The organism is Streptomyces gilvus (genome assembly GCF_022513565.1).
In the GTDB taxonomy this organism is placed as follows: Bacteria; Actinomycetota; Actinomycetes; order Streptomycetales; family Streptomycetaceae; genus Streptomyces; species Streptomyces gilvus.
In genome coordinates, this window is the sequence record NZ_JAKWBE010000028.1 from 61,357 (window position 1) to 82,683 (window position 21,327).

12 protein-coding genes and 1 tRNA gene are annotated in these 21,327 nt (G+C 68.7%); 4 read left to right on the top strand and 9 right to left on the bottom strand.

The window, feature by feature from the left end; translation table 11 throughout:
• The first annotated feature begins 11 nt into the window (after window positions 1-11).
• Window positions 12-83: transfer RNA gene (locus MKW14_RS32240), tRNA-Arg, on the top strand.
• A gap of 426 nt (window positions 84-509) precedes the next feature.
• Here the strand turns inward: MKW14_RS32240 and MKW14_RS32245 are convergent.
• Both MKW14_RS32245 and MKW14_RS32250 read right to left on the bottom strand, forming a co-directional pair.
• Entirely contained in the window at window positions 510-2,384 is a 1,875-nt protein-coding gene (locus MKW14_RS32245) for a hypothetical protein (protein WP_240868688.1), read from the bottom strand.
• Window positions 2,385-2,615: 231 nt separating this feature from the next.
• Window positions 2,616-2,972 (bottom strand): hypothetical protein, encoded by a 357-nt coding sequence (locus tag MKW14_RS32250; RefSeq protein WP_240868692.1) that lies wholly within the window; start codon window positions 2,970-2,972, stop codon window positions 2,616-2,618.
• 397 nt (window positions 2,973-3,369) lie between these two features.
• Between MKW14_RS32250 and MKW14_RS32255 the strand changes: the two genes are divergently transcribed.
• Entirely contained in the window at window positions 3,370-4,887 is a 1,518-nt protein-coding gene (locus MKW14_RS32255) for an AAA family ATPase (protein WP_240868695.1), read from the top strand.
• 340 nt (window positions 4,888-5,227) lie between these two features.
• On the opposite strand, the gene MKW14_RS32260 is transcribed toward MKW14_RS32255, so the two are convergent.
• From MKW14_RS32260 to MKW14_RS41380, 5 genes are all read right to left on the bottom strand, one after another.
• Window positions 5,228-5,809, bottom strand: coding sequence for a hypothetical protein (locus tag MKW14_RS32260; protein WP_240868700.1), 582 nt, complete (start codon window positions 5,807-5,809; stop codon window positions 5,228-5,230).
• 223 nt (window positions 5,810-6,032) lie between these two features.
• On the bottom strand, window positions 6,033-6,485 hold the full coding sequence (locus MKW14_RS32265) for a hypothetical protein (protein ID WP_240868704.1): 453 nt from the start codon (window positions 6,483-6,485) through the stop codon (window positions 6,033-6,035).
• Window positions 6,486-6,548: 63 nt separating this feature from the next.
• Complete coding sequence (locus tag MKW14_RS32270; RefSeq protein ID WP_240868708.1) at window positions 6,549-6,839, bottom strand: hypothetical protein; 291 nt, start codon at window positions 6,837-6,839, stop codon at window positions 6,549-6,551.
• Window positions 6,832-13,296 (bottom strand): RHS repeat-associated core domain-containing protein, encoded by a 6,465-nt coding sequence (locus tag MKW14_RS32275; protein WP_240868710.1) that lies wholly within the window; start codon window positions 13,294-13,296, stop codon window positions 6,832-6,834. The genes MKW14_RS32270 and MKW14_RS32275 overlap by 8 nt, the downstream gene beginning before the upstream one ends.
• Before the next feature lie 69 nt (window positions 13,297-13,365).
• Window positions 13,366-16,440 carry a LamG-like jellyroll fold domain-containing protein gene (locus MKW14_RS41380; RefSeq protein WP_240868713.1) on the bottom strand — a complete coding sequence of 1,025 codons (3,075 nt, stop codon included), beginning with the start codon at window positions 16,438-16,440 and terminating at the stop codon, window positions 13,366-13,368.
• A 1,374-nt stretch (window positions 16,441-17,814) separates the two neighbouring features.
• On the opposite strand from MKW14_RS41380, the gene MKW14_RS32285 reads away from it, so the two are divergent.
• Window positions 17,815-17,970, top strand: a complete 156-nt coding sequence (locus MKW14_RS32285; protein WP_240868797.1) for a DUF6131 family protein — start codon at window positions 17,815-17,817, stop codon at window positions 17,968-17,970.
• A 130-nt stretch (window positions 17,971-18,100) separates the two neighbouring features.
• Here MKW14_RS32285 and ku read toward each other — a convergent pair whose 3' ends face one another.
• A complete protein-coding gene (ku, locus tag MKW14_RS32290; RefSeq protein ID WP_441349315.1) occupies window positions 18,101-19,192 on the bottom strand; it encodes a non-homologous end joining protein Ku in 1,092 nt (363 codons plus the stop codon).
• Window positions 19,193-19,254: 62 nt separating this feature from the next.
• Here ku and ligD point away from each other — a divergent pair, with 62 nt between their 5' ends.
• On the top strand, window positions 19,255-20,136 hold the full coding sequence (gene ligD / locus MKW14_RS32295; RefSeq protein ID WP_240868718.1) for a non-homologous end-joining DNA ligase: 882 nt from the start codon (window positions 19,255-19,257) through the stop codon (window positions 20,134-20,136).
• 347 nt (window positions 20,137-20,483) lie between these two features.
• Here ligD and MKW14_RS32300 read toward each other — a convergent pair whose 3' ends face one another.
• Entirely contained in the window at window positions 20,484-21,287 is an 804-nt protein-coding gene (locus MKW14_RS32300; RefSeq protein WP_240868720.1) for a nuclease-related domain-containing protein, read from the bottom strand.
• Window positions 21,288-21,327 lie beyond the last annotated feature (40 nt).

Here is a 21,327-nt window from a genome sequence, read left to right on the forward strand (position 1 = left end):
GCGCCCGACACGCCCCCGTAGCTCAGGGGATAGAGCAACGGCCTCCGGAGCCGTGTGCGCAGGTTCGAATCCTGCCGGGGGCACCGGAAAATCAAGGCCCTGAACTGCAGAAATGCGGTTCAGGGCCTTTCTTGTGCATGCCAAAACGCACACGGCTACTTGGCGATGACCACTCCGTTCAGGAAGGCTTCGACCTGCGGCTTTACGGCACCGCACGGATGGAATCCCAAATGTCCGATCCCGCAGAGTGCTTCGCGCGGGACATACGCGGGACGCCGAACCGCACGATGCAGTCGCAGCAGAAAAGCACCTGCTGCGACCTGTGTGTTTTCCGATGGGGACGCCTCCCGATGAGACGGAGGAACACCTCCGTTTCACTTTCGCGGGCCAGCACGCGACACGAATGTGGGAGCCCGTCGCCGCAGCCACCGCTGACGAACTGCATGGCACAGGCGGGATGGGAAGCCCGCGAGCCACCGGCCCCCGCGGAGACGACCGGTGGTCTGGTTTCAGCGACGCTTCTTGCCCCTGCTTCGACCGCCGCCCTTACGTCGCGTGGTCGACTGCGTTTGGCGTACCTGCGCCAGGTACGCCTTCTCGCACTCCTCGTATGCCAACGCAGCCGGCCCGGCGATCTCCTCGTCCGGGTGGTCCGAGAGCAGTTGAAGGGCATGCGATGCGGTGGCGGGGTCGGCACGGGCGAGATCCGACACCAGCGCGGGTGCACCGCCCGGCCAATCGGTGGCCATCTGTTCCAAGCCCTCATACAGGGCGCCGAGTTCCGGGGTGGGGCGGCCACCATCCGTTCCTTCCGGCAGCGCCTCCTCGTCCTCCAGGACTTCGTCGAGGGCGAAGGAGGCGCGCCAGGCCGGGACCGCGAGGGCGTGCAGCCGGTCCAGCCTCCACAGCAGCCGGGCCGAGAGGGGCACGGCCTCTTCCTCGACCGTCTCCCCCACCGCCCGCAGCACCTCGGCGGCCCAGGCGCCGAGTACCCGGTCGCCGACGTGACCGGCGAGCAGCCCGGGCGCGGCGTCCGGCAGGGTCAACGCCACCAGCCTGCGGTGGCCCGGCAGGTCCGTGGAGGGCGCAGGGGCCGCCAGTGCCGCCAGCAGCGACGGCCAGCGCGCCTCGGGCCCCTCGCCGCCCGCGACCCACTGGCTCAGCACACGGTGGGCGGCGGGATCGTCCCACTGCCGCGCGGCGGGGACCAGCCGTACGGCATCCATCGCGACCACCGCTTTCATGGTGGGGAAGCGATCCGACACGCTCAAGGGCGTCCACCCGTGCCCCTCGCTGTCACCCGCGGCGGCCCCGTCTGTCTCCCGCGTCGGTTCACCCGCTCGGGGTGGCCAGCCCCCGCCGTACGCCAGCAGCAGCGCCTCTCGAAGTACGACAGCAGCCAACGGGGTCAGCCCATACGCGTCGCCACGCCGCCACACCGCACCGGCCTCGGCCAGCAGATCCAGGCGTCCGACCAGCCGCTGAGCCTCCGGTGCCAGCTCGATGGCTTCCTGTTCATCCAACTGGCCCATCTGCAGCAGTCGTTCGAGCTCCGGCAGTGACGGCAGCCGGTACGTCTCCGCCGTGCACCCGGATTCCTCCAGCTCCGTGAAGTCCTCGGGGCCGCGCACCGGCGCGGCGAGCGACGCCTCCGGCGGCACCGCCCAGTCGGCTGCCACAGCCGCATCCCGCGCCACCGACCGGGTCTCGCCCGCCGCGCAGTGGAGTGCCATCAGATCGCCCAAAGTCTCGCCCTCGAAGCCGTCCCCGAGGTCCGGATCGTCGTCCAGCCGCGCGCACAGTTCCACCCGGGGGCGCACCGCGAGAGCCGCGAGTTCACCCACGTTCTGCTCACGCCATGCTTCCAGGGACGGCCCAGGCCGCGGCCTGCCCTCCGGATCCAGGAGGAGAAAGCCGGTCGTTAGCGCGCTGTCGACCCCGTCCGTGTCGACGTCCGCGGGCGGGGAGGCGGCGAGCTGCGCGGCGGGCGCGAGCAACCCGCTGCCGCACAGCGCGGCCACAAGGCCGTCCTGGTCGGCGGGCAGCTGGTGCGGCGGCGCGAACGGCTCTTCCCCTCGCAGCATGTCGTACTGCTCGGCCACCGTGCCCACCGCGGTGAACAGCGCCATGTCGTCCGGACGCGGGCCGGGAGCGGGAAGCGTCGCCAACGGCAGTTCGGCCGGCCCCAACGACCAGCGGCGTCCCACGCGCAGCCCGGCTTTCGTGACCGCCTCGGTCCACTCGTGGACTCCATCGGCATCCATCAGACGCGCCACCTGTTCGGAGCCGAGCAGGTCCAGCACCCATGGCGCCTCGTCCGACTTTGTCAGATACAGGGCGAGACGCTGCCCCAGCGCCATCGCGGCCACAGCCTGCCGCTCCATCGCCAGTCCGCGCCGGTAAGGGCCGAGCGCCCACGCCGCTCGGCCAGGGAGCCCGCGTCGGGCTCCGCGGCATCCGTCGCGTGCGGAAGGGACAGCAGCCTGACACGCTCCGCGTACGGCAACCGCCCAAGTTCCTCCAACTCTCCCCGCACCGCCTGCGCGTCCCGTACGTCGACACCGCGCGACCGCAACAGGCCGCCCCAGAAGCGAGGGAGAGTCAACTCGCGTGGGTCACACATCACCCGCAGGTGTTCCTCGGCGCACTCGTCGATCGCCTCGCGCAGCCGCGCGTGCCGCTGCGTTGAGCCGCCCGTCCGCTCTGGTGCGGTCCGCCAGCACGCGCAGCACCCCGAGTGCCGCACCCTCCTCGCCCGGTGTGACGGACAGGAACTGCGGCAGCGCCTCGAGCAGCACGGCCCGTACCAGGTCGGGAGTGGCCTCGGGCAGCCTGTCGCGCATCTTGGCGCCGCTCAGGGCGAGCAGATGCAGGACCGCGTCCGCGGCCACTGGATCAAGACGTTCGCAACGCTCCGTGCCCCAGGAAAGAAAAGCGTGGGTAGCCAGACCGGATTCCGCTTCGCGTGTCACCCGAAAACCGTACAGAGCCGCTCCCGGGGGTGAAGTCGCTTCTGTCCGTCGTATGCGGCTCAGAGAATGTCAGCAGACGGAGCACTCCAATGCCCTGCAGGCCCACTGCTGATCACCGGGCAACACAGCACGGACACCGACGCATCCGCCCGGCGATCCGCCAAACCGACGGCCCGTCCTCGACCTGCTCGAGCGGGGACGTACGGGAACTCCACAGTCCGCTCTGGGCGGGCGTGGTCCGGCATGCCGGATCGTGACAGCCCGCGACTCAAGCCCAGGACGACCCTTCTCCACGATGACAGCGGCCTCGACGAACTGGCCTCCAACACGGGGCGCGATAGTAAGGTCAACCTATACCATTGCTGTTCAGGTAGACCCAAACAGAATCGGGGAAGCTGTGACTGAACAGGGACGGAAGCCGGGGCGGCTGCTGGACCGCGATCACGAGTGGGCCCTACTGAACGAGTTTCTTGGCGATCCAGCGACCGAGCTGCGGCTGGCGATCGTCTCGGGGCGCCGGAGAAACGGGAAGTCGTTCCTGCTGGAAGCACTGACAGAAGCGGTGGGCGGGCTGTACCTGACCGCCGTGCAGGAGGAAGGTCGGGTGCCCGCGCTGCACCGGTTCACCGAGATGATCGCCGCGCACGCGGGTGTGCGGCCCGGAGCGATGCGGCTGGACGACTGGCGGGATGTGCTCACCGCCGCGCTGGAGGTGGTGAACCGGGCCTCGGGGGCGCCTCTGATCGTCATCGACGAGCTGCCGTACCTGCTGCAACACTCCCCGGAGATCCCTGGGTTCCTGCAACTTCTGTACGACCAGTCGCAGTCAGGCAAGGCACCTGGCGGCCGGATCGTGCTGTGCGGCTCGGCGATGAGCGTGATGTCCGAGCTGCTGTCCGGGACCAAGCCGCTACGCGGCCGAGCCGTTCTGGACCTGCGCCTGCCGGCCTTCGACTACCGCACCGCCCGCACCCACTGGGGGATCACGGACCCGGCGGTGGCACTGCAAGTCGACTCCGTACTGGGCGGCGCCCCCGGTTATCGGCCGCTGGCCGCGGGACGTGCCCCACAGAGGGAGGCGGAGTTCGCCCCCTGGGTGGAACGCACCCTGCTGGACCCGGGTCGGGCCCTGTACTCCCGGGTGGAGGCGGAGTTCCTACTGCGCGAGGACCCACGGATCACCCACCGCACGCTGTACTACGACGTACTGTCCGCGGTCGCCCGGGGCGCCTCGACCCCGGCGAAGGTCGGCTCGATGCTGGAACGGTCCCGCTCCGCGATGGTCGCCCCGCTGGAGGTGCTCGAGTCCACCGGATACGTCCGCAAGGAACAGGATCTGCTCAAGGCGCGGCATCCGGTCATCAGCGTGGCTGACCCGGTGATCCGCTTCAACCAGCTGATCACACTGCCCATGGTGGACATGGTGGAACGACGGCGCGGAGCCCAGGTATGGCAGTCGTCTCGACCGACGTACCACTCGAAGATCCTCGGCCCGCATTTCGAGGAGACCGCGCGCGAATGGGCCCGCTCCTTCGCCATCGACGAGGCGGGGCTGTCGCTCGGCGCGGTGGGCACGGCGGAGATCGCCGACCCGACCGCCCGGACCAGGCACGAGGTCGACCTGCTCGCCATGGCTCCTGGCGAGCGCCCTCAGAACCCGCGAGCCGCCATCGCCCTGATCGGTGAGGCCAAGGCCACCGTCCAGCCCCGAGGGCTCAAGGACCTCGAGCGCCTCGAGCACATCCGGACCCTGCTCTCCGACCAGGGGCACCGGCCCGATGACGCGATCCTCGCCCTGTTCTCCCTGCACGGCTTCCACCCCGATGTGATCGACGCCGCCGGACACCGCCGCGATGTCCTCCTGGTCGACATCGCCGCGCTGTACGGCGACGGACCCATCCACGGCCTGACATGACTGAGCCAGGGGCGCGTGACTCACGCGGGCGCCATGGGCCCCATCCTGGTGGCCGATGGGGGCGGGATCGACGCCGACTGGCACTCGAAAGCGCGACGCCGCCTCAAATGGGGCATTCCATTGGCGCGGGACATGCACGGGACGACGCGGCTGACATTTCGTCAGCCATCCCGCCGACCTGCTGAAACATCTGGGAACCATCCGGCCTCCGGAGCCGTGTGCGCAGGTTCGAATCCTGCCGGGGGCACCCAGCATGAGGTGCCCAAAGACCCCGTCACCAGCGGAGACGCTGAGGCCGGGGTCTTCGCGTATGTGCAGGCGTATGCGGCCCGAAGCGGCTCTATGTCGAGGTCTGTGGACGAGGTGTGGGCGGGATCTCGAAGCATCGCCGCAGGTGAGCCCGGAAAACGATGCGGCCCGGACCCGGGACAGGTGTGGGCCCGCATCGCAAGGCTGCACCGACTCCCCTAATCGGCGGTGACCCCCCATAGGCGATCTGCGCCGGCCTACCGTCGCGGTAGAGCACCGTGCAATTCCCCTGGGCGCGGCCTGGGAAGTCCAGTTGTTCAGAGTCGAGCGCGGCGTCCCACTCCTCGTAGGTGGGCCGGCCGTGAGGAGCCCACGCTCGCACCTCTTCATCGGTCAGCGGCCGCATGAACGGACCGTCATCGCTGGCCGCGGCCTCGATCATGAGAGGGAAGTCCAACACGGAGCCCGTGCCGCCGGTGAAGATGTACTCCTGCCACGCTGGGTCATGCCACAGTTCCTCGACGGACCGCCCCTCGAAGCCGTGATTGTCCCGAGCCAGCTCGTCTTCCTGCTCCTGCCGGAACGCGGCCGCCAAATCACGCTGTACGGGCCCGTATGAGTCCATGCGTTGCCACCCATCCGCGTCCCCTCTCCACTCGAACTGCACGTTCAAGAGCGGAGCGTAAGAGACGGCACTGACAGGGCACCCCGCCCCGACGATGGTCACCCCCTGAAGGCCGGCCACAGGCCCCGCAGGGACGGCCGGCACCTCGCTGAGACGCACCGGCTCAGGCCAGCCTCCAAGCCTGGCGATGGCGAGCAACGCCGTACACCTGCTCCACCTGGTCGGCCGTGAGGGTAGTTCACTCGACCCGGCCATGCATGGAGGAATGGGACTAGCGAGTCACCGTCCCGCCGCCCAACGCATGCCGTATCAGCTCCCCGTCCTTCCTGGGCACCGCCAGGTCATAAGTCCCCGCGCCCGTGACGAGTTCGTATCGTTCGAACTTCCGGGCCAGGCGCACCTTCCCGGGCGCCGGTTTCAACCGGAACGGCGCCTGGAGGGTCGCGCTCCGGCCTCCTCGCGCGTCGTTCCAGACCGGCGCCTCACCGGCGGCGAGCCGGAGGTAGCCCTGCCTCAGCCTCGCGATCTGCTTGCCCTTGCCGACCGAGACCTTGACCGTCCCACCGATGCTCTGCGTGAACCCGACGACCCGCAGCGGTTGCCCAGCGTCGAAGTCCGCGATGTCCCGCGCGGGCGTGCGGCGCCGGATCCACGCCCAGCGCAGCAGCACGTCCACCATGGTCTCGGTACCGGCGGACCGGCGTCCCGCACGTGCGTTTGTCACTTCGCTGTCCCAATCCGTCGTGCCTCTTCTTGCCTGCCGACGCGTCCCGCCACGGCACGGCCGTCATTCGTCCCGCGTGAAGTCCGGGACACCGGCGACCGAAGCCGGATCTTCGATCGGCCACATCCGGAAGCCTTCAGGAGCACGTACCCGGGACACGCTGATGCCGTGCAGACACGCATCGCACCAGAACAGCGCATAACCGACCCTGCTGCTGGTGTCGACGATGTAACGCACCTGCAGCTGGTAGCGACCGCAGACGGGGCACGGGCCGCTGCCCGCCTTGTCATCGTCGGGGTCATGGCCCTCGGTAAAGCGTGCCAACGCCTTCAGCCACGCCTCTCGATCAGCCATTACCCAGCCTCCCGTTGAAATGATTCCAGAACTGGTCCTCCGAGGCGTATGCGGCTCTCTCCCAGGCGGATTCCTGTTCCAGTGACGAGGCTGAACCGTACAGACCGATCTGCATGACGTGCATCCGCTCGTGGCCGATGGTCCGGACGAGATCCTCCATGGAGGAGAATGCGTCGGGATACAGCGTAATAGTCCCGTCCGGCGATGTGTGCCCGTACAGGCCACGCCCGATCAGGTCGGCATCACGATTGATCTTGACAGTCACACCAGCCAGTCCGACGCCGGCGTCGGAAGCCGCCTGGCTGACGACGCGCTTCTGCATCGGTACCTGCAGTTCGGAGAACGCTCCCGTGTTCGAGGTACGGCGGGCGAGCCCCCGAGAAGCGCTCCCCGAACTCGCGCCGCTCTTGGGCGCAGACTCCTGGTCCCTTTTGCCGCTCGTGGCCGAGCCGGAACCAGCGGTCTCCTCCGCCGCTGAGCCCGCCTCCTTCGCCCCCGAGCGGGCAGCAGCCTTGGACGCCGCAGCGGTTTCGGCTCCTTCCGAGACAGCTGCCGCCCCCGCGCCGGCGATCCCCGCCGCCCCTGCGATCACGGCCCCGCCTTCACCGATCACCCCGGCTGCCGCTCCCGTCACCGCAGCCCCCAGGCCGCCGATCTCGGCCCCGGCAGTGAAGCCCTCGGCGCCCGCTACCAGGACGGCGCCGCACGCGCCAGCCGTCGCCGCCACGCAAGCGACCGCGCCGACCACCACCGCGGTGGCGACCACGGCCGCAAGCACGGGGTGCCGCTCGACCGCGTGGTAGGCCTTCTTGGCGTAGCAGGAGAAGGACCAGCCGCAGCTGTGGGAGCTTCCGCCACCGCTGCTGTGGTGCGAGGACGTGGAAGTCGTCGTGGTGGTCGTGGTCGTCGTCGCCGGCTGCGACGTGCTGCCGCAGTCGATGGCGCAGGTGTTCATCGTCGGGTCGTTGTACCAGTCGTCCAGCCCCGTCGGGTCGCTACCTGAGACCGGGTTGTCCGCCGCATACGTGTACCCGTCGATCTGCTGGGCGTCGGTCAGCTCCAGGACCGGGTCGTCCGAGACGAACCGGCCGATCGTCGGGTCGTACTCCCTCGCCCCCAGGTGTGTCAGCCCCGTGACCGCGTCCTGCACCCCGCTCACGAAGCCCTTGTCGCCCGGCCACGCGCTCGAACCCGGCTGCGTACCGCGGGGGTTGCCGAACGGGTCGAGCCGTCGTCGCGTAATTGCCTGCGTCGTCGCGTCCACCGCGGTCTCGGCGGTGTCGTGCGCGTCCGTGACCTGCCACTGCAGGGCGCCCGTGCTGGTGCGCACCGCGATGGTCTGGCCCGCCCACTCGTAGTAGCGGGTGCCTGTGGCCGTCGTCGCGCCCTTGGCCATGTGCACCTCGGTGTCGCCCAGGTACAGCGTCGTACCGGAGTCGTCCCGCGAGAGCAGCCGGTTGCCGTCGGCGTCGTACAGGTACGAGGCAGACGTGCCGTCCGCGTTGGTCACCTTGGCGAGGTGGCCCTCGGAGTCCCAGTCCAGTGTCTGGGTCTTGCCGTTGATGGTGCGAGTGTGGGTGTTGCCGGCGTGGTCGTAAGTGTAGGAGTTCGTGGTCGTGGTGGAACCCACGACCGTGCTCGTCGACGTCAGCGTGTGCGCTTGGGCCGTGGCTATGGGCGGGTAGCCGAACGATGTCGTCGCGTCCGAGCCGCCCGTCGTCGTCGCGTGGTCGATCTGCGTCTTGCGGTTGCCCAAGTCGTCGTACTTGAAGCTCTGCCAGTACGGCGCCGGGCCGCCGAGGACCGCCGTCGACGGGTCTGCCGAGCATCCGTCCGTCGCGGTCCACGCCTCGGTCAGCCGGTCGTGGCCGTCGTAGCGGTAGCACTGGACGTCGTCGGTACCGTCGGCGTGCGTGGCGACCTTGGTCGGGTTGCCCGCGTCATCGTAGGTGTACGACGTGTCCTGCACAGGCGCCGACTGGGCATCGTCCGTGACCAGTTCACGCTGCAGACGGCGTGTGCCGTCCTCGTACGTGTTCGTGATCTGCAGCCACTTGGCGCTGTCGGAGGACGAAACCCCCAGCGTGAGCTGCGCGACGTCACCGAACTTCGTGTAACTCGTGTTCTGGACATAGCCGGTGGTGCCGTTCAACGTCGTCGGCATGCTCAGGTCGTTGTAGCCGTACGTCAGCGACTCGGAAGGCAGTCCGCCGGCGGCCGGGTCGGAGGTGACCTGGACGGTGCCGTCGAGGTTGTAGCCGGTCGTCGACGTGTACGTGCCTGCGAGCGCTTCCTCACCCGTGACCGAGGGGATGGTGACCCGGGTCAACGTCGGCCGGTACAGGGCGTCGTACGCGCCGACCTGGCTGACGTACGCGCTGCCGGACGAGCCGCCGACGTATCGGATCGACGACGTCGGCTGTCCCTTGGCCACCGAGTCGTAGGTCCACTTGGCCAGCTCATGTGCCGCGTCCTTGGTGGTGCCGTCGTACAGATCGGTCTTGCGCCCGAGGATGTCGTAGGAGTAGCTGAGCGTCTTCTCGTCGGACGTGCCGACCGCGCCCGTGGTGGAGGCGACCTGGTCCAGCTCGTTGTACGCCGTGCTCGTCGTCCCCGTGTCCGGGTCCGTCGAGGTGATCTTGCGGCCCATCAGGTCATAGCTGTACGACCACGTGTTGCCCGCGTCGTCGACGACCTCCTTGAGCTGACCCTTCGGGTTGTAGGTGTACTTGATCGACGTGTACGAGCCCGACGGGGTGCCGTTGTCGTACTGCCGGGTTTCGACCGTGCGGCCGAGCGTGTCGGTCAGCGTCGTCGTCGCGATGCCGCCGTTGGGCGGGGTGACCGTGACCCGGTCACCGCCATACGCCGTGGAGGTCGTCCAGCGCTTGGTGCCCAGCGCGTAGAAGTCCTCCGCCGTGGGCCGGCTCGCGCCGTCGTACGTCGTCAGCATCTGGGACGGCACCGCGGAGGTGATGTTCGCCAGCGTCCCGGACGGGGAGCTGGTGTCCGTGTAGTCGGCGTCCGCCTCAACAGCCAGACCGCGGCTGTCGTACTTGGTCTCGGCGATGACCCGCCCGCCTCCTGGTGCCGGGGTCTGCGTCTGACGCGGGCGCAGCAGCGCGTCGTACAGGGCGTACGTCGTGTCGTACGTCGAGCCGTCATTGTTCAGCTTGCCGGTGGAGACCGCGGAGGCCGCGGTGTTGGAGATCGAGTAGGTGTACACCAGGCTCGCGGACTGGCCCGAGGACTTGCTGCGGTTGGCCAGCCACAGGCTGGTCAGGCGGCCGAGGCCGTCGTATGCGTAGTCCGTCCGCTTGCTGTTGGGGTCCACGACCGAGGTGGCGAGGCCGCGCCCCGGGTCGAAGGTGGTGGTCGTCGCGTAGGACTTGGCGTCTGTGGTGACCGTACTGGTCAGCGGACCGCCAGTGGTGGGCGTGTACTTGGTGGTGCTGACCGTGTTCTGGTCCGTGTCCTTGACCGAGTCGACCCGGCCCTGCGTGTCGTAGTGGGACGTGGACACCGTCTGGTAGACGGGGCTGCCGCTGCTGTACGACGACAGGCGCTGTGTCGACGTCTCGTCGCCGAGAGTCGGTGCCGTGCCGTAGGACTGGTTGTCGTAGAGGGTGCGGACGTCGGAGACGACGTCGTCCGGGCGGGTTGTGGTGGCATCGCAGGCGACGTCGACCGTCTCGACCCGGGTGGGGAAGGCCACGAGCCAGTCGGTGGTGTTGTTGGCGAGCGTGGTGCGGGTGCACTGCTCGTCGCCCTTGACGGCAATGTCGCCCGCGTCGTCGACCGTCTTGACGGCACCGGTGGTGTCGTCGTAGGTCGTGGTCACCAGGGTGTTGCGGGGGTCGCCGGTGGACAGGTCGGTGCGGCTGTGCACCGCTGCGGGGCGGGTGAAGTAGCTGCTGCGGGTGCCGTCCGTGGCTGTCTGGTGGATCCACTGGTCGGTGATCGTGCCGGACACCTCGGCAGTGCCGTTGTAGGTGATCGACTCGCGGACGTTTCCGGCGAGCGGTTCATCGTCGGTCACCGAAGTTTTGGTGGAGTCGGTGACCTTGGCGCTGCGTGTGGTTCCGTCGGACTGCTTGTCACCGTCCATGCCGCGGAAGTACGTCGCGACCGTTTTCGTTCGCGTCGACTGCGCGTCGCCTGTGGTCGTCGTGACGCTGCCGTAGCCGCGCCACTGCGACCAGGTCTTGCGCTTGGCCGGGGCGGTGACGTTGTCGGTGTCGTAGTGCCAGGCCGGGGAGCCGTTGTAGGTGTAGTCGGTCTCCTTCAGCGGGGCGCCGCCGGTCGGGTCCGACTCGGTGACCTGGGTGACGACGTACTTGTGGAACCAGTCCAGTTGGGGATCCGCCGTGTAGGGCGGCTGCCAGTAGGTCGGGAAACAGCGCAGGGTGTCGGAGTCCGGGCTGCTGGGCATGGTGGTGCCCGCGACGCACTGCGGGTCGGAGTAGTTGACGGTGAGGACCGAGCCGGTTTCGGAAGTGATTGTCCGGACCCGCCACTTGACCAGTGCGGCGATGTCGTCGTGCGTGGTGTCGACCCGGTTGAACAGTTGGACGCCGGCGAAGGTGACGGGCGGCATGGCCTTGGTGGAGCCGTCCTTGCCGGTGCGGGTGATGGACTTCAGCCACAGGCCTGCGGAGGTGCCGTCGCCGGGATCGGGGAAGGACTGGTCAAGGGCCCAGGTGTCGACGTCGCGGTAGGACGGGGTGGACAGGCTCGCGTCCCAGATGCTGGTGGTCACACCGGTCAGGCGCTTGCGGGAGAAGAACGTCGGCCCGGTCGCCGAGCACACCTTGCCCGAGGCGCAGATCTGGTCGTACGGCACGTCGGGCCAGTGCGAGGCGGTGCTGGAGGTGAGCGAGGAGCAGTCCTCGCTGCTGGTCACCAGGCAGCGTTCGGCGGTGGTGAAGCTGACCTTCTCGGGGGCGTTGCCGAAGACGGTGGAGGAGGTGATGCCGTAGTCGATCCGGCTGAGGTAGTCGCCGCGGTCGTAAGCGGTGCCGTTGTCGGTGGTGGTGCCGTTCTTGGCGTAGTAGTTGGTCTCCTTGGTGTACCAGTACGACATCGCGTTGCCGTGCGGGTCCACCACGTAGTCCAGATTCCACCGCCAGGCCTGGGTCAGCGCCCGGCCGGAGAACGAGGCGCCCTGGTCGTATCCGGGTTCACCGGAGTCGTCGCCGAACACCGGGACGGTGTCGACCGAGTTGGTGACGGGGTTGCCGGTGGCCCAGCCGGGCAGACGGTTCTTACCGAAGACGTACTGGGTGCCGTCCGGGGTGGTGACAGTCCAGAACTCGCCGTCGTTGTCACCGTTCGTGGCACCGGTGGAACGCACCACCCGCTCACCGTCGTCGGCCTTGGCGTGCCACTCGCCGGTGGTCTTGTCCTTGATCAGCGGGCTGGACTTGCCGCCGAGGACCAGGGTGGCGTTGTCGTTCGCCCAGCACTCGTCGTTCTTGCCGGACTGGCCGTCGTCGTCGCAGGAGTCGTACGAGCGCTCGATGTATCCAGTGGTGAGGTCGAAGCCTTCGCCGACCCAGGACGGCTGGTTGTTGGTGGACGGCAGCCGTCCGTCGACGCTCTGCGCGTCGTAGGTGATCGCCAGGTTGGGCGACGGACCGCCGTTGGACGGGGGCACCGACAGCGGGTACGACCAGGTGAAGTCACCGCTGGAACCGCCCGCGCTCCAGGACGCGGAGGGGTTCAGGGAAGTCGCTTGGTAGGAGCCCGCTCCGGACTTGGCAGTGGCGGTCGCGGCCAGGGCCGTCACGGCAGAGGCACTGACAGCGGTGGTGGCCGTGAGGGTGTGGTGTGCTATGTCATTCTGGGTAGCGATTGCGGTTGTGGCCTGGCACTTCTTCACGCTCGGGGTGGTGAGCGCGCAGGCGGGCAGACGCACCAGGGTCAGCCGGGAGGCGTAGTCGCCGCCGTAGGCGCGGGCGAAGCCGGAGTAGTCCAGGGTCAGCCGGGTCTTGCCCGTTCCCTGTCTCCCGTCGGCGCGGGCCAGAGACAAGACGGTGCCGTTGATGCCAAGGGCGGCCGCGGTGCGGTGTGCGGCCACCTTGACTGCCACCTTGGCCGGGGCTGCACCGGTGGTCGGCGCACTCACCTCGACCGGCAGGCCGCCCACCGAAGTGGCTTTGGCACGGGCCTTCCTGACTGCCACGGGAACGGTGGCGGCGGATGCGGCCGGCCAGTGGGCCGGCTTCACCACCTGCTCCGCGGTGCGGGCGGCGGCTGCCTTGGCCGGGTCCTTCTTCGTGGCCTTCTTGGCCTTGAAGGGCACGGCGGTGCCGTTCTTGACAGCTGGTGCGTGCACCGTGTGGTGCCCGTGTAGCTGGGTTGCCCACACCGCCGGGGCGGTGCCCAGTCCCGTGGCCACCAGGGCGCTCGTGGTGACAGCGACGACCCACAGCCGGGTCCGCCGTAGCCCATCCATGACTGCTCTCCCGTTTCGTGTGAAAGTCCGCTGAGGGTCTGTCGCCTCCGCCGTGTCGGCGGGACGGCGCTACAGCGGGATGGGCGCTTCGTTGCTGTACATCTGGTCGATGTCGGTGTCGGACATGACGCCGGTCCACACCCGTACGTCGTCCACGAGACTGTGGGCATAGTCGCTGTACGCGCCCGTACTGATCCGACCGCGGCCGATGTTGAAGGTGCCGGTGGCTTGCCAAGGCGTGTCGAAGACCACGCCGTCCCCGGTGCTGTCTTCGGTGTCGGTGTCGCCCTGAGCCCCTTGCCGGACTCCGTTGACATAGAGGAACAGCTGGTGGTGAGCCCCGTCGTAGACGCCGGTCAAGAGCGTCCAGGTACCCGGGTCGACCAGCTGGGCCGACGCGATGTCAGCGGGCACCTTGACGACCGACGCGCTGGTGGTGTCGGCACTGGTGCGCCCGAACACCCACATGCCCTGTGCGGAGCCCGCCGCCTGGTCGTACCACAGACCCCAGGAGTCGCGTACGCCGCCGGACTGGGTGGCGATCCTCATGTGATGGGCCACGCTCGTGTCGGACAGCGCATCCGTATCGAGGTTGGCCCAGGCCGCCACGGTGAAGTCGCCCTGGGAGTCCACGATCGGACCCGAGGCCGTGGCATTGGCCGTCGAAGTGCCGTTCAGGGACAGGACGTTGCCCTTGCCGCCATCGGTGTCCGTGGTCCACGTTCCGCCCGAGGCGACGGTGGCCGTATGGCCGTACCCCGAGGAGTCCGAGGCCGCCGTGCCCGAGGTCTCCTCCATGCCCCAGTCCGCGGCGAGAGCCGGCCGCGCGTGGCCCGTGCTCGCGTCCGTCATCGCCTGGAGGTCGGCGATCTCCTCCTCGGACAGGATCCGGTTCCAGGCGGTCACCTCGTCCACCTGCCCGGGGAAGTAGTCGGTGAAGGTGCCGCCCGCCTGGCCGCGGGCGATCTGAATGCCGCCGGTCGCCTGCCAGGGCGTGGTGAAGGCGACCGGATCACCCTGCGGCACACCGTTGACGAACAACTGGATGGTCTGCTCCTGCGCGTCGTACACACCCATCAGATGCGTCCAGACGCCGACCTCCGGGGTCGTGGTCGAGATCGAGCGGACGATCGTCGGCGAGGCCACGTCGGCGGTGTACTGGTTGAAGATCCACGCCTGGTAGGAGGTCGAGTAATACAGGGCGAACGCGGAGCCGTTGGCGCCCGACTGTGCGACGGCCACGGCGTTGTGGGAGTTACCCGTCAGCCGGACCCAGGCAGCCACCGTGAAACTCTTCGTCGTGTCCAGCGCCGAGGAGGCGGTCGCCGCGTACGCGGACGTGCCGTCTCCCTGGAGTGCTTTGCCGAGCCGGGCCTTGTCGCTCCACACGGCTCCGCCGTTCAGGGTCGCGTCCTTGCCGCCGATCGAGTCGGCCGCCACGGTGCCGGTGCCCTCGTCCATCGACCACTGGTCGACAGGACCGGCACCCGGCGCGACCTTGAAGGAGTAGGTGTAGCTGGCCGACGCGTTCCCAGCCGAGTCCCAGGTCTGGACGGTGAGGGTGTTCAGCCCTCGTACGTCGGGTGCCAGGGACCGCGTGTAGCTGGTGGTGGCCGTGCTGAACGTCTTGGTCTGCACCGGGTTGTCGTTGAGCTGGTACGTGTACTTGACGACGTCTGTGGCCCCGTTGGCCTTGAGCGTGAACGAACCGGGCGCCCCCACGCCGCCGTAGGCGGTGCAGTCATCGGGCGAGTCGGGGCTCGCGCACTCGGGGTAGGCCGTCGAGTCGACGTCCGGCTGGACGGGACGCGACGTGTCGATCTTGAACCAGCAATTCGTGGACCAGCCCGAATACATGTTCCCGGTCTTGCCGTCGAAGGTGTACTTGTACTGCGTGCGGGCCCGGAAATGGTAGGTCTGCCCGTTGGTCAGCGTCGGGGTCGTCCACGTCCCGGCCGTGCCCGACGTCGTCCACGCCGACGGGCTGCCCGAACCGGCCAGCGGGTCGGTCGCGTCGGCGTCGTACTTGTACACCTCGAAGTTCGGCCGCAGCGTCGACTGGGAGCCGTCTGCCGACTTGGGCGCGGCGGTCAGGGTGGGTGTCGCGTCCCGGATCACGACGGCCGTGGCGAGGGTCGACCCGCACGCCAGGCTCGGGTTCGACATCTTCACGCCGGTCGGGGTGCTGGGCTTGGAGACGAAAGTCACCGACAGCGTGGGCTTGTGGTCGGAAGGCGAGGCGAACTGCTTCCAGGCGATCGGGTCGCTCTCGTCCGCCGCCTGCAGACCGAGAGTGGTGGTCGAGCCGGACTGGCCCGCGGTGTAACTGACCGCGTCAGTGGCGTCGAAGGAGACGTTCCCGCCAGGGCAGGACGACGAGTAACCCTTGGCCGTACTGACCGAGTCCACCTGCTTGGACCAGGCCGGCTGCTTCGACCACGTCGTGGACGACGAGATCGCCCCGGTGCGCCACAACTGCACTGCCTTGTCCGTGCAGTTGGCCGACCACACCTCCAACGCCTGGAAGGTCGCCGAGAGGATCTTCTTGCCGCCCAGCGTGTGGGTGTCGAACTGGTACAGCGAACGCGCCATCTTGTTGTCCACCCACGCGTCGTAGCCGACGCCCAGCGCATGCGAGGTCTTCCAGAACGAGGTCGAGGGCGAACTCGTCCAGACAGTGGTCCAGCCCGCGAGCGAGGCGCTGGTCGTCTGGGGGTCCAGCACCACGGGGTAGGTGGTGTCGGGGTCGTCGAGGAAGGACCGCGCGGGCTTCAGAGTCAGTACGTCGTCCGACACCGTCACGTCCATGGCGCTCGATCGGGCACCTGGGGCCGGCCCGTCCAGCGCGCTTTCGTCGGCGGCAGCGGTCACGCGCGCAGGACTGGTCACGGCGTACGACACCCGTGAGGCAGTGGCGTACGACGCCGTCGACGTGGTCGTCGAACCAGTAACCGATGCGGGGGCCGGGGCGGCGGAGGAGTCGTACATCAGCGCCGTACCCGTAGTGAAGACCGGCCGCCCCTGGCCGTCGACGAAGGCGGCACCGCCGGAGTGCGTGTCATGCGCGGAGACACCGTCGACCGAGACGGGGAACCGAATGCTCGACAGACCCGTGTTCTGCGCCGCGTCTCGCGACTTGACCACCAGGTTTTCACTGAAACCGTCCGGAGTGGCCTGTACCACCAAGTCTGTCCCGGGCATGACATTCTGATACGTCGCCGTAGCACCCGACAACGTCGGCGCGGGCAACGCCCACGGCGAGCCGACGCTGTACGTCTTCCCCTCCTGAGTGATGCTCGCCAAGGGGGCGTGCGAGCCGCCCCCCGAGAAAACGATGTCCGCTGCGGCGGCCTTCGGCACGACCGTGCCAGACGACGTCGTCTGCAGGTCCGTGTCGACCGGCACCCAGCCCGACGCCTTCTCCGCGCGCACCGGCACCGGATCGAACTCAACCGAGAACGTGCCGTCCGGCTGCGCTGTGACGAGTTGCGTGGGTGTCGTCTCCGCGCTCACCTCGACGGGCGAGCCGGACGCCGCAGCTTTCTGCGACGCAGCCGCCTCGGGCGACAGATCACTTGCACTGCCGCCAGTCGCCGCCGGCGAAGCATCCGCCGCGGTCGCGCCGACCGCCTGGGCGCCCGCAGCACCCAGCAACTGCACAAGGAGCGCCGATGCCACGACAGCACGGCGCAACCCCCCGCCCCGACCCATGTCCCCCACCTTGTGTTCACAAGTTTCTTACAGTCCGGGTGATCAAAACCCAGGAAATTACGGCTGTCAATCACTTACCCAGGGCGCCGACTCGGCCAAAATCGCCCATAAGCTGCGCAAAATTGTAAAGAAATAGTAAGAGATTCCCACGAGGGAACGCCACGAACCGGCAAAGAAGAGCAATCAAGCGATCTTGCGGATCTGCAGGTAAACGGAGAGGTGAGTAAAAGAACCAAAAACTATATGCCCGTGCTGAGTCATATCGACGACGGTTGCAGCAGGTTGGCGGCGATCCAACAACAAGTTCAGGGCAGCGGCTGATCTGCAACCGATCCAAAACACACCGCATGCACACACACCGCATGCACACTTTGCGGGAAGGCGAGAGTTCAGTCCCCTCAAACGAACTGCATCCGTCCTGATCGGCCGCCACAGCCTCACCAACCAGCAGGCATGGAACAACACCGGCCCCGCGGTGAGCTTCCTCGACGGCCTGCCGGCCTGGCACCTGCAGCACTGGGCGGAGCGCTGGCCGTCCCTGCGCACGGCCCTCAAGCGCCCCGCCCGGGTGGCGGATACGCGATCATGGTGCCGAATGCCGTGTGGAACGTCGGAGCGCCAGGGCCCCGCGCACGATGTCCATGCCCGACAGTCCCTCAATCCCCGTCCGCATCCAGTGAATCGCCTCCGGGGCACCCCGACCGGGCTGCGGACGTCTCAGCGAAAGCCTTGGGAGCGGAAAGCGGTTGATCGCCTTTTTGGGGGTAACCGGGAGAGCAAGAGTGGTTACCCGTATAGGAGGCCATGATGATCGCTCTTGGCGTCATCCTTGTCATAGTCGGTTTTCTGACCGGCGTCTCGATCCTGTGGACCATCGGGATCATCCTGCTGGTGGTCGGCGCCGCCCTCTGGCTCATGGGGTCCATGGGTCACGCCGTCGCCGGTCGTCGACACTATTGGTGAATGCGCAGCGGACGCCGGGGGACGAAGAGACGCGAGGGTCAGGCGTGCTGATCAGGTGCGCTGAGCAGGTGCGCTCTGATGGGCGCATGCGTCAGCCGCACTGATCAAGCGAACTGGTCAAGCGAACCGATCAGGCGGAGCGCTTTCGGGCCGCCGTCTTTTTCGCCGGCGTTTTCTTGGCGGTGGTTTTGGCTGCGGTTTTGGCGGTGGTCCTTTTCTCCGTGGACTTCGCCGTCGATTTCGTCGTCGTCTTCTTCGTCCCCTGCGTCGACTTGGCCGTCGACTTCTTCGCGGCGGCGGTGGTTTTCCGGGCGGCCGTCTTCTTCGCCGTCGACGTGGACTTCCGGCCCGACGTCTGCTTGGGCGTCGCCCGCGCCGACTTCCGGGCCGGGAGGTGTGTCACCTCCGCGTCCTCCGCCTCTTCGCCGGCCTCGGCCGGTTCCTCGCCCCGGGACTCCTTCGCCGCCCGGACGCTTTTCTCCAGGGCCGCCATCAGGTCGAGGACCTTGCCGCCGGGGGCCGCCTCCGGGGCCTCGGGGGGTGCCTCGCCCGCCGCCTTCGCGGCCACGACCTCCTCCAGCGCCTCCCGGTACTCGTCGTGCAGTTCGGTGAGGTCGATCTCGCCGAGGGTGTCCATCAGGGCGTCGGCCAGGTCGAGTTCCTTGTCGTTGACCGTCACCTTGGCGTCCGGGGCGACCCCTTCGGGTGCCCGCACCTCGTCCGGCCAGAGCAGGCCGTGCATGGCGATCGCGTCCTCGACCACCCGCAGCATGCCCAGCCGTTCCTTGCCGCGCAGCGCGAACTTCGCGATCGCCACCTTGTTGCTGCGCTTGAGGGCCTCTCTCAGTAGGGTGTACGGCTTGGCGGCCGGGGCACCGCCCGCGGCCAGGTAGTACGCCGCGTCCATCTGCAGGGGGTCGATGCGGTCCGCCGGGACGAAGGCCACGATCTCGATCGTCTTGGCCGTGGGGAGCGGGAGGTGGGAGAGGTCCTCGTCGGTGATGGGGATGATCGTGCCGTCCGCGTCCTCGTAGCCCTTGCCGATCTCGGCCGAGGAGACCTCCTTCTCCTCCAGCTCACAGACCTTGCGGTAGCGGATGCGGCCGCCGTCCTCGGTGTGGATCTGGCGGAACGAGATCGAATGGCTCTCGGTGGCGTTGACCAGCTTGATCGGGATGCTGACCAGGCCGAACGAGATGGCGCCGTTCCATATGGACCTCACCTGCAGCACCCTTTCGGTCGTTTTCCGCCATTACGTACCAGTTTGCGTGAGATTCTCATCGTATGACGCCCATCACGGAGGTGGAGGGCAGACGGCTCGCCCTCAGCAACCTGGAGAAGGTGCTCTATCCGGAGACCGGGTTCACCAAGGGCGAGGTGCTGCACTACTACGCCACCAGCGCCGAGGTGCTGCTGCCGCATCTGCGGGACCGGCCGGTGTCGTTCCTGCGGTATCCGGACGGGCCCGGCGGGCAGGTCTTCTTCGCCAAGAACGTTCCGCCGGGTACGCCCGACTGGGTCACGACCGCCGAGGTGCCGCGGATGGAGGGGCCGGCGCGGATGGTGCTCGTCCAGGATCTGGCGTCGCTGATGTGGGCGGCGAACCTGGTCACCGAGTTCCACACCCCGCAGTGGGTGGTCCAGGATCCCGGGGTCGCGGACCGGATCGTGTTCGATCTGGACCCGGGTCCGCCCGCCACCGTCGTCGACTGCTGCGAGGTCGCGGTGTGGCTGCGGGAGCGGCTCGCGGCGGACGGGATCGAGGCCTGCGCCAAGACCTCGGGGTCCAAGGGGCTGCATCTGCTCGCCGCGGTGCGGCCGACGCCGTCCGAGCAGGTCAGCGACTATGCGAAGCAGCTCGCGGTGGAGGCGGAGCGGGCCATGCCGCGGCGGGTGCTGCACCGGATGACGCGGAGTCTGCGGCCGGGGAAGGTGTTCGTCGACTGGAGCCAGAACGCGGCCCGGAAGACCACCGCCACGCCCTACACCCTGCGGGCCCGCCCGGCGCCCACCGTCTCCGCGCCGGTGACCTGGAGAGAGGTCGAGGAGTGCGGCGCACCGGGCCAACTCACCTTCCAGGCCCCGGACATCGCGCCCCGCATCCAGGACTACGGCGACCTGCTGGCCCCCTTGCTCGACCCGAAGACGGCCGGATCACTGCCGTGAGCGCCCCCCAGTCACCTCGAGCCACCCCCAGTCACCTCGAACCACCCCGGTCAGCAGCGTCCGCGGCAGCGTGACCGGTCCAGGACCGCCCTCGGAACCTGCGGGGCGACGGGCATGATCCACGCGCGCGTGGCCCCGCCCGCCGGTACGCCGACGTGACCGGGCGCCCCGGCCACCCCCATGCCCGCGAAGGCCGGCGTCTCCGCAGCCCGGCGCGGGTCGTCGACGCCGGCCGGCTCGACGACCTCCGAGGCCGGCTCGGTGATGCCGTACGTCCGCCCGTGTCACGCACGCCCGCGCCCGCGTCCCCCGGCCCCACGCAAGCACGCACGCCAGCGGCGCCGAGCTCACACCCGCAACCACGTCCCCCGATCCCGCGCCATCGCGTGCAGCGCCTCCACGTCCGCCGGTTTGAGTACGCCGCCCGTGCGGGCCAGGCTCTCGGTCTCCGAGTCCTTCAGGACGCGCAGGTCGCGGAGGGGGACAGTGATCGTCACTTCGGTGGGCTCGAAGAGGACGAGGACCGGGTGGACCTCGGCCGTGAGGGCGTGGGACGCGCGGTCGGCGTCGGCGCGGAGCCGGCGCAGGAGCGGGTGGGGGTCGCGGCGGCCCAGGGTGACCATGGGATCCGCGACCGTCACCCGCTGCTTGCGGGCGTGGACGGTGTGGACGGCGAACAGACCGCCGGGGCCGATCGCCAGGTGGTGGATGCGGTCGCCGCCGGGCAGCGGGACGGAGTGCAGGGCGTGCCAGCCCGCGCCGTCGAGGTGGTCCAGGGCCTCGCCGACCGCCTGCTCGGCGACCAGCGCGCGCCGGCGCGGGTCCGGGCGCAGCCGGTGGGCCGGGGCGGGGTCGCGGTCCAGGGCGACCAGCAGCGCCTCGCCGGGGCGGTTGGGCGCCAGGTCGTCGTCCGGGTGGAGGGAGAGACGGGCCAGCTCGGCCGGGGTGGGGACGGGGGGCGGGCCGACGGCCACCGGGCCGGTGATGAAGGGGCCCAGGGCCTGCAGCACCCCCTCCCGCTCCTCCTCGCTGAGCAGGTTGATCCGGCCCGCTTCACGGTCGTACCAGGCGACGTTGTGCCCGTCCGTGCGGCACACGTACAGCCGTTCCTGACCGTGCCTCCAGGTTGGTATGACGCGCAGTCCGTTCATGCACCATCACCCCTTGACCATGGGAACAGGCGGGGTGCTC

What these genes read in the sequence shown, in the direction of transcription:
- MKW14_RS32245 (WP_240868688.1), bottom strand. Translation starts at nt 2,384, where the DNA reads ATGGAGCGGCAGGCTGTGGCCGCGATGGCGCTGGGGCAGCGTCTCGCC.
- MKW14_RS32270 (WP_240868708.1), bottom strand. Translation starts at nt 6,839, where the DNA reads ATGGCTGATCGAGAGGCGTGGCTGAAGGCGTTGGCACGCTTTACCGAG.
- MKW14_RS32275 (WP_240868710.1), bottom strand. Translation starts at nt 13,296, where the DNA reads ATGGATGGGCTACGGCGGACCCGGCTGTGGGTCGTCGCTGTCACCACG.
- MKW14_RS32285 (WP_240868797.1), top strand. Translation starts at nt 17,815, where the DNA reads ATGATCGCTCTTGGCGTCATCCTTGTCATAGTCGGTTTTCTGACCGGC.
- ligD (WP_240868718.1), top strand. Translation starts at nt 19,255, where the DNA reads ATGACGCCCATCACGGAGGTGGAGGGCAGACGGCTCGCCCTCAGCAAC.
- MKW14_RS32300 (WP_240868720.1), bottom strand. Translation starts at nt 21,287, where the DNA reads ATGAACGGACTGCGCGTCATACCAACCTGGAGGCACGGTCAGGAACGG.